4 protein-coding genes are annotated in these 7110 nt (G+C 61.2%); 3 read left to right on the top strand and 1 reads right to left on the bottom strand.

The features are described 5' to 3' along the window. Positions 1-45: 45 nt before the first annotated feature. The gene (xthA, locus tag WBB95_RS15945; RefSeq protein WP_424488464.1) at positions 46-858 is read right to left on the bottom strand and encodes an exodeoxyribonuclease III; all 813 of its coding nucleotides are present in this window, start codon (positions 856-858) and stop codon (positions 46-48) included. A gap of 169 nt (positions 859-1027) precedes the next feature. Here xthA and WBB95_RS15940 point away from each other — a divergent pair, with 169 nt between their 5' ends. From WBB95_RS15940 to WBB95_RS15930, 3 genes are all read left to right on the top strand, one after another. After that, positions 1028-1678, top strand: coding sequence for a GNAT family N-acetyltransferase (locus tag WBB95_RS15940; RefSeq protein WP_424488463.1), 651 nt, complete (start codon positions 1028-1030; stop codon positions 1676-1678). Between the two features lie 64 nt (positions 1679-1742). Further along, positions 1743-3470 (top strand): autotransporter assembly complex protein TamA, encoded by a 1728-nt coding sequence (locus WBB95_RS15935; RefSeq protein ID WP_424488462.1) that lies wholly within the window; start codon positions 1743-1745, stop codon positions 3468-3470. Then, positions 3470-7110, top strand: a 3641-nt coding sequence (locus tag WBB95_RS15930) for a translocation/assembly module TamB domain-containing protein (RefSeq protein WP_424488461.1), incomplete at its 3' end; no start/stop codon positions are given. The genes WBB95_RS15935 and WBB95_RS15930, both read left to right, overlap by 1 nt.

Raw genomic sequence — 7110 nt, 5'->3', positions numbered from 1 at the left:
TCGCGAGCAAGCCCGCTCCCACAGTTAACCGAGTACAGTCGTAGGTCAGCCCAGTTCCAGCCAGATCGGCGCATGGTCCGAGGGCTTTTCCAAACCGCGCAGCTCGTAATCCACGCCTGCATCCTTGACCCGCGAGAGCAAGCCGTTGGACGCCAGGATCACGTCAATGCGCAGCCCGCGCTTGGGTTCGTCTTCAAACCCACGGCTGCGGTAGTCGAACCAGCTGAAGCGGTCGGCCACCTCAGGGTTCAAGTGGCGGAAACTGTCGACCAGGCCCCAGTTCTTCAGGCGTGCCATCCACTCGCGCTCTTCGGGCAGGAAGCTGCATTTGCCGGTTTTCAGCCAGCGCTTGGCGTTGTCCGCGCCGATACCAATGTCGATGTCTTCCGGGGAAATATTGATGTCGCCCATCACCACCAGCGCCTGGTCATTGCTGAACTGGCTTTCCAGCAGTTGCTGCAAATCTGCATAGAAGCGTTGCTTGGCCGGGAACTTGGTCGGGTGGTCGCGGCTTTCGCCCTGGGGGAAGTAGCCGTTCATGATGGTCACCGGGTTGCCGTTTTCATCGGCAAAGGTGCCCCAGATAAAGCGGCGTTGTGCGTCTTCTTCGTCGCTGGCAAAACCTTTGTGCAGGCTCAATGCCGGTTGACGCGAAAGCAGGGCCACACCGTAGTGGCCTTTCTGCCCGTGGTAATACACGTGATAGCCCAGGGCTTGCACGTCAGCCAGCGGGAACTGGTCGTCATGGACCTTGGTTTCCTGCAGGCCGATGACATCCGGTTGGTGCTTTTCAATCAGCGCCGCCAGCTGATGAGGGCGAGCGCGCAGCCCGTTGATATTGAAGGAGACGATTTTCATGGTCGGCAGTCCAGTCTGGCAAAAGGGCGATGCTAGCCGACAAGTAGGACGGGGGCCAGCGTGGCGGTAGGCCGGATGCACTGCTAATGTCTGGGAACGACTGCTGCCGTGTAAGTTCGTACCCATAAGAACGCCCTCTTTTTGAATGGCGCCCAGGGAGATTGACCGCATGCCTGACACACCGACTGCCATTGCCGACATTCGCCTGCTTAACAGTGGCTATTCCCGCGAAGCTCGCTCGCTGCTGTACCAGGCTTATCGGCATGAGCCGACGTTTGCCTACATCTTTGAAGCCGAGCGGCCGGGTTATGAACAGCGCGTGCGCGCCACGGTGCGCGAGTTGGTCAAGCAGCACTTCTTCCAGAAGCTTCCTGCCATCGGCCTTTTCGTCAATGATCGCCTGATCGGCATCGCACTGATTGCGCCACCGCAACGACGCCTGGGGATTACCGAGAGCTGGGCCTGGCAGATCCGCATGTGGCTGAGCACCGGCGTGCGCGGCACGCGGCGTTACCTTGAATACCATCACGCGGTGCTGGCGTGCCTGCCGGGAGAGTCGGTGCATGTGCTGCCGCTGTTGGGCATTCATCCGCAATTCCAGGGCAAGCATTACGGCGAGCAACTGCTGGAGGCGGTGCATAACTGGTGCGCTGAAGACCCGCACTCATCGGGCGTGGTACTCGACACCGGAAACTCGCGTTATCTAGAGTTCTACAAGCGTCAGGGCTATGAGGAAATCGGTGAAGTGGCGGTAGGACCCGTCCTGGAACACGTGTTTTTTCACCCCAATCCCCAGGCGTTACAGGCTGCAATCATTTGAGACAGAATTATTCAGACAATTCTGGGTTCAAAGAGTCTCCCCAGCTCGTGTAGCATCCGCGCCTATGAAGTTTCCAGGAAGATTTACCAGCGGCTTGATTCTGCTGTTCACAAGCTGCGGCGTGTTTGCGCAAAGCGAATTGGACGTGCGCATCAAGCCCTCAAACGACGCGTTGAAAGCCAACATCGAAGGCTACATCGGCGGGGTCGGCGATCGTGATGAAGAAGCGTTGCTGCGGTTCAGCCGTGGCGCCGAGGAGCAGGCGCGTAAAGCCGCCCAGGCCTTGGGTTTCTACCAGCCACAGATCACCAGTGATGTGAAGGGCGGCAAGAATCCGCGCCTGACCCTCACCATCGACCCCGGCGAGCCGGTGCATTTGCGCAACGTGACCATTCGGGTCGACGGCCAGGCCGCCGACCTCAAAGCCTTTCGCGTGCCCGCCAGCGACGACCTCAAGTCCGGCGCCGTGCTCAACCACGGCCATTACGAAGACGCCAAGCGTCTGATCCAGAACCAGGCCTCGCGCTACGGCTTTTTCAGTGGGCGCTTTACCCGTCAGAAACTCTCGGTGGACCCGCAAGCCGGCGTCGCCGACATTGAACTCATTTACGACAGCGGCCCGCGCTACACCATGGGCAAGGTCAGCTTTACCGGCGACACGCCGTTTGATGAAGACCTGCTGCAACGCATGGTGCCGTTCAAAAGCGGCACACCTTACGACTCCGAATTGATCGCCGAACTCAACCAGAACCTGCAAGGCAGTGGCTTCTTCGAAGGCGTGCGCGTGGACGCTGCTCCTGCGGCCTCGGCCAACGATGTGATCCCGGTGGCAGTGCAGCTGGAAACGCGCAAACCCCGCACCATGGGGTTGGGCCTCGGTTACTCGACCGACGTCGGCCCACGCGGCAAAGCCAACTGGACCCGCCACTGGGTCAACGCCCAAGGCCACAGTTATGGCTGGGAAGCCGAACTGTCGGCACCCCGCCAGAACGTCGGCGTGTGGTACGACATCCCGCTCGACCCACCGCTTACCGACAAGTTGCGCTTTGCCGGTGGCTACCAGAATGAAGAAATTGCCAACACCGACACCTTGAGCAAGTTGCTCACCCTGGGCCCGGAATGGCACAGCAAGTTGCCCAGTGGCTGGACGCGGATCATCTCGCTCAAGTACCAGCGCGAAGAGTATCGCCTGGGCAATGACTCGGGCCTGAGTAACCTGGTAATGCCGGGGATCAATTATTCCTACCTGCGCAGTGACAACCGCATCGACCCGCACAACGGCTATCGGTTGATGTTCGACGCCAAGGTCGCCAAGGAAGGCCTCGGTTCCGACACCAACCTGCTTTACGGCACCGCCACTATCAAGGGGCTGACCACGTTGTGGGATAACCATCGCTTTTTGGGGCGCGCGCAATTTGGCGGCAGTGCCACCAATGGCTACCAGTCGGTGCCGCCGTCGCTGCGCTTTTTTGCCGGTGGTGACCAGAGCGTGCGGGGTTATGAATACCAGACGCTGTCACCGGAGAACGATCGCGGTGACCGCATCGGCGGGCGCTACATGGTGGCCTTGAGCGCTGAATACCAATATTCAATCGCCGAAAAATGGCGGATTGCGACCTTTATCGACCAGGGCAATTCCTTCAATACCCTGGAAATGCCCAGCCTGAAAACCGGCGTCGGCGTGGGCATCCGCTGGGTTTCACCGGTGGGGCCGATTCGCCTCGACCTGGCCCATGCCCTGGAAGACCCGGGCGGCATTCGATTGCACTTTTCCATGGGGCCTGAGCTGTGATGCGTGGTTTGAAAATAGCGGGGCTGGCCATCGTGGCGGTACTCGCGGTGCTGGTGTTGGCGCTGTGGACGGTGCTTGGTACGCAAGCGGGCAGCCGCTGGGCGTTGAACCAGGTGCCGGGTTTAACGGTGGAGAATTTCCAGGGCTACCTCGGTGGCCAATGGGGCGCCGATCATCTGCTGTGGCAGCAAGGTAGCAGCCGGGTCGAGCTCACTGCGCCGACATTGGATTGGTCGCCAGCGTGCCTGCTGCGCATGACGTTGTGTATCAACCAACTGGATGTGGAGCAAGTCAGCCTGCAATTTCCGCCGAGCAACGAGCCAAGCAGCGGCCCCATCACGCTGCCGAATTTGAAGTTACCGGTTGCCATCCAGTTAGGCGACGTTCGCGTAGGTAGCCTGCTGTTTAACGGCAGTGAAGAATTCAAGGGGCTGCAGTTGGCGGCGCATTGGACCGCAGCAGGCATGCAGATCGACTCGGTGCACCTGCAACGTGACGACCTGGTGCTGGACCTCAACGGCCTGTTGCAGCCCACCGGCAACTGGCCGTTGAGCGCCACCGGCAATCTGAGCCTGCCATACGCGCCAGGCGGTACGCCGTGGAAGGTGGCGCTCAAGGTCGAGGGCGATTTGCTCAAGACCCTCAAGCTCGACGCCGACAGCAGCGGCTACCTGCCCGCCAAACTCAGCGGCGAGCTGCAACCGCTGGTGGAAAACCTGCCCGCGCAATTGCACATTACCGCCGACGGCTTCAAACCCAGCGCCGACTTGCCGGACACGCTGCAACTCAATCAACTGGACCTGAGCGCCAAGGGTGACCTGAAAAACGGTTATCAACTGGTGGGCAAGGCGGTGCTGCCTGCCGAGAAGGGCCCGGTGGCCCTGCTGCTGCAAGGCAAGGTCGACGCCAAGGGCGCGCAAATCGCCGGCCTCGACTTGAATGCCGGGGACAAGCAAAGCCTCAAGCTCAGTGCCAACCTGGACTGGCAGCAAGGCTTCAGCGCCGATGCCAAAATCGACTGGCTGGACTTCCCCTGGCACCGCCTCTACCCCTTGATCGACGAGCCGCAGGTTGCGTTGCGTACCTTCAATGGCGAGATCTCCTACAAAGACGGCAACTACCTCGGCAACCTCAAGGCTGACCTCGATGGCCCCGCAGGCAAATTCAATCTGGTTACGCCGTTCAGTGGCGACCTCAAGCAAGTCTTCCTGCCCGAGCTGAAACTGACCGCCGGCCAAGGCAAGGCCGAAGGCCATCTGAACCTGCAGTTCGCCGATGGCATCGCCTGGGACACAGCGCTGGACCTGTCGGCCCTGAACCCGGCGTACTGGGTTGGCGAATTGCCGGGCACCTTGGCCGGGCCGCTGCGCAGCAAGGGCGAGTTCAAGAACGAGCAGCTCAAGCTGAACGCCGACCTCGACCTCAAGGGCCGTTTGCGCGGGCAAACCGCCGTGTTCGCGGCCAAAGCCGAAGGCGCGGGTGAGCAATGGACGCTGGCTAACCTGGATATTCGCCTGGGCGATAACCGCATCAACGGCAGTGGCAGTCTGCAACAACGCCTGGCTGGGCAGATTGATATCAAACTCTCGCGTCTGGCCCAGTTGTGGCCGCAGTTGCGTGGGCAGATCAATGGTCGCCTCGACGTGGCCGGCAGCCTGAAGGCCCCTCAAGGCAAGCTCGGCCTCAAAGGCCAGCAACTGGCGTTCGCCGATAACCAGCTGCAGAACCTCACCCTCGATGCCACGCTGGACAACGCCCAGCGTGCGAAAATCGACCTCAAGGGCAGCGGCATCCAGGCCGGCGACACCCAGGTCGGCACCCTGACCGCGAGTGCCCAAGGCGACATCAAGAACCAGAACGTCCGGCTCGACCTGGCAGGGCCGCTGGTCAAGCTGGCCCTGGCCCTGGATGGTAACCTCGACAAAGGCAACTGGCGCGGCCGCCTGGCTAGCGGTGATGTACAGGCCGGTGGTCAGGACTGGAAGCTGCAAGCCCCGGCGAAAATCGAACGCCTGGCCGACGGCAAGCTGACCTTTGCCGCGCACTGCTGGGTCTCCGGCCCGGCCAGCCTGTGCGGTGAAGACCAGCGCCTGATGCCCGAGCCCAAATTGCGCTACCACCTCAAGCAATTCCCCATCGAGAGCCTGGCGGCGTTTTTACCCAAGGACTTTGCCTGGCAAGGCAAGCTCAACGCCGACGTACAGCTCGACCTGCCCGACAGCGGCCCTAAAGGCGTGATTGCCGTGGACGCCAGCGGCGGCACGTTGCGCGTGAAGGACAAGGATCAGTGGCTGGATTTCCCCTACGACACCTTGAAGCTGGAAACCACTCTCAACCCCAAGCGCATCGACACCCAGCTCAACTTCCGCGGCGGCAAGCTTGGCGAGTTGCTGGTGCAGGCGCAGATCAACCCGCTGCCGAAGAACAAGCCGATCACCGGCAACTTCAGCCTCAATGGCCTGGACCTCGCGGTGGCGCGGCCTTTTGTGCCGATGGTGGAAAAGCTCAACGGCAAGCTCAACGGCAGTGGCCGCATTTCCGGTGGTTTGCTGGCGCCACAGGTCAACGGCAGCGTGAACCTGGTCGGCGGTGAGGTGTCCGGGCCTGAATTGCCGGTGAGCCTTGAAGGCTTGAACGTGCAAGCGTTGATTGCCGGCGAAAGCGTGCAGTTGAACGGCGCCTGGCGCAGCGGCAAAGCGGGGCAGGGCAGCCTCAAGGGCCAGATCGACTGGGGCCAGGCCCTGGTGGTGGATTTAAGCCTGCAAGGCACGCAGTTGCCGGTCACGGTTGAGCCCTATGCGGTACTGGAAGTGGCGCCTGACCTGAAGATCAGCTTGAAGAATGACAAGCTCGCGATCGCGGGCAAGGTGCAGATCCCGCGTGGCGACATCACGGTGCGCGAGTTGCCGCCGTCGACGGTCAAGGTCTCGGATGACACGGTGATCATTGGCAGCCAGACCGAAGAGGGTAAGCCGCCGATGGCAATGGCCATGGACATCGATGTGGTGGTGGGTGAAGACACGCTCAACTTCTCGGGCTTCGGCCTGACCGCCAAGGTGCAGGGGCATGTGCACATCGGCGACAACATGGACACCCGCGGCGAGCTGTGGCTCAACGACGGTCGCTATCGCGCCTACGGTCAGCGACTTGACGTGCGCCGTGCGCGCCTGTTGTTTGCCGGGCCGCTTGATCAGCCCTATCTGGACATTGAGGCTGTCCGCAAGACTGACGACGTGACGGCGGGGATCCGCTTGAGCGGCAGTGCCGAGCAGCCTACGACGCAGATATTTTCGGAACCGGCCATGAGCCAGGAGCAGGCGCTGTCTTACCTGGTGCTGGGGCGTCCGCTGAGCACCACGGGTGAGGACAACAATATGCTTGCCCAGGCCGCGTTGGGGCTGGGGCTGATGGGCAGTGCCGGGGTGACGTCGGACATTGCCAACAAGTTGGGTATCCAGGACTTTGACCTTGATACGCAAGGGAGCGGTAATACCACGGCGGTGGTGGCCAGCGGCAAGATTACCGAGAAGCTCAGCTTGCGTTATGGGGTGGGGGTGTTTGAGCCGGCCAATACCATTGCGTTGCGTTATTTGTTGAGCAAGAAGGTGTATCTGGAGGTGGCCAGTGGGGTGGCCAGTTC

It is taken from the genome of Pseudomonas sp., assembly GCF_049645325.1.
GTDB lineage: Bacteria > Pseudomonadota > Gammaproteobacteria > Pseudomonadales > Pseudomonadaceae > Aquipseudomonas.
Note: the sequence above shows the minus strand (reverse complement) of the source record. Positions and strands in the feature narration are given on the sequence as shown.

What these genes read in the sequence shown, in the direction of transcription:
- xthA (WP_424488464.1), bottom strand. Translation starts at nt 858, where the DNA reads ATGAAAATCGTCTCCTTCAATATCAACGGGCTGCGCGCTCGCCCTCAT.
- WBB95_RS15935 (WP_424488462.1), top strand. Translation starts at nt 1,743, where the DNA reads ATGAAGTTTCCAGGAAGATTTACCAGCGGCTTGATTCTGCTGTTCACA.
- WBB95_RS15940 (WP_424488463.1), top strand. Translation starts at nt 1,028, where the DNA reads ATGCCTGACACACCGACTGCCATTGCCGACATTCGCCTGCTTAACAGT.